The 1,902-nt window shown below is 57.9% G+C and carries 1 protein-coding gene; it reads right to left on the reverse strand.

What is annotated here, in order from left to right; all coding sequences use genetic code 11:
* Positions 1 to 289: 289 nt before the first annotated feature.
* On the reverse strand, positions 290 to 1,423 hold the full coding sequence (locus tag A3A5_RS0119195) for a hypothetical protein (RefSeq protein ID WP_018312154.1): 1,134 nt from the start codon (positions 1,421 to 1,423) through the stop codon (positions 290 to 292).
* Positions 1,424 to 1,902 lie beyond the last annotated feature (479 nt).

Here is a 1,902-nt window from a genome sequence, read left to right on the forward strand (position 1 = left end):
CAAGCACGTCAATAACCATGGTTGCCCCGGGGTGGCACAGATGACCAACATACTATCGGTAGAGGGCTTGGGAGACAACCGGATAAGCATGCGTCAAATTATGCAGGCAGGACCGTGGCACAAGCCGGTCGCTAATTCGTGCCAGACGTGATATGCGGGCTTGACGCAAGATCAGGAGCGCGATCAGGCAGATCTCACGGCTGTGCGCGCTCGAGAGGAAATGGTGGAATCAACCTCTAGTGCCAGCACTCGGCATCGATGCCTCGCTGCCGCGACGAGGCATCGGTACTCAAGAGTCCGACGCGGGCTCCGGGCGTTTGCGAATCCATTCGGCAAATGCCTCATCTTCGATGCGGTAGTCTCCCATTGCCAGTCGGGTAATAACGTTCGCGCCCAGCAACCGTCGCAGGGCGTGGCCCGTTGTGTTCCGGGTGGCGGGCTTACCTAGCATGGTGCCAAGCTTTCCCAACGTGGCACTGGAGTGCAAGTCCGACTCACCTCGCGCCAGCAGGTACAAAATCGCACGATCCGCAGGTTTCATTTCGCGCCACTGGGCAAGGGAATGCTCGTCTGAGAACACCGAGGACTTAGTGTAAGCCAGCGCGGCGGCGTCGCCCTGCGGTTGATAGAGCATGTACCTTTCGATGAACCGCTTGAAGAACTCCGGGGTGCGATGAAGTTCGTCGAAGGCGCGCCTGCCCTGCTCGAGTGTCAGCTTCCGGCGAGCCATGCTGTTCAGAAGCTCGATAGTAAAGGCAACGAATTCATCTCCTAACAACGGGAAAGGCTCCAGAGGCGCCCAGTTGTAGAAGGGCTCTGATGCCCGGGCGAACATCGCGCGAAGGGTGGTCTCAGAGCTGCCGGCAAAGATAACTTTGACGCGATCTTTGCGGATATCTAGCGCTGCGCGGAGCGCGTGGGCGAAATCGCCGTGGTCCGCCCCGGCCAGAACCTGAGCTTCGTCAATTACCAGAAGGAGCGGTCTCTTGGCGCGATCGATCTGTTTTAATACCTCATGGAGTGCCGCAGTCCTGTCCACGCCTGGCTTTCCTAGCTCGGCCTCCAACGACCCCTCTATCGCCCCAGCTAGCTTCGCACTGGCCTTCACCTTTTTAACCGGTGTGCGTAGTTTGGAGAAAAGCGCAGCGGCTCCTTTGGGTTCCAGCGCTTCAGAAAGTGCGGTCACCAGGGCCGTTTCAGGCGAGGTACGGTTATCCCAGAGGTTCGTGTACGCTGTCAGGTAGCCCTTGGCAACAGCCGCTGGCATCAGATCCCGCCGCAGGAACTCGGTCTTGCCCATGCGCCGTCGCGCGAATAGGCCGCGCGCTGCGGAGAGCTTCAAGTCAAATGCGTGCAGATATGCCTCTGCCAGTTCAGGGCGGGCAAAGTGCCAAGGATCAGGGAGGTTCTCGTCGGTTCTCATCAATGTCGAGAATTCTCAAAATTGTTGAGAAGTTATGATACAACCCCGACAGCCAAATGCATAGAGGGATTACTTGGCTCCCTTCCGTCGCTGGAATCATCACCCCCGACTTCGAGGTGAGCCTGTCGTCCGACAATGCTGGCTACAATTGCCTCCGGCGTAAGTCCCTGTCAGCGGCCATGCGGCCTGAGCAACACCTCGCGGACCGGGCAATTGAGTCCGGCTTCGGCTTCCATCCCTTTGATGCAAAAGGCCGCTCATTGGTGCCATTGCAGCCGTTCGGATGTCTAAATGATGAGGCCTATGGCCGCGCCCCAAAAAAGCAGCAGGCCGGTGCGCAGCAACTCGCCATAAAAGGGTGCGTTATCGGACCTTATTTCCACCCCGCTAGTGTAGCGTTCTGTTCTTGATTGAACTTATATGAATTCGGCGTCTCCAATGCCCACACTGCGACACAGCGTGGAGAGAGTGAGTGCGAG

Origin of the sequence: Cupriavidus sp. UYPR2.512 (assembly GCF_000379565.1) — a bacterium.
GTDB lineage: Bacteria > Pseudomonadota > Gammaproteobacteria > Burkholderiales > Burkholderiaceae > Cupriavidus.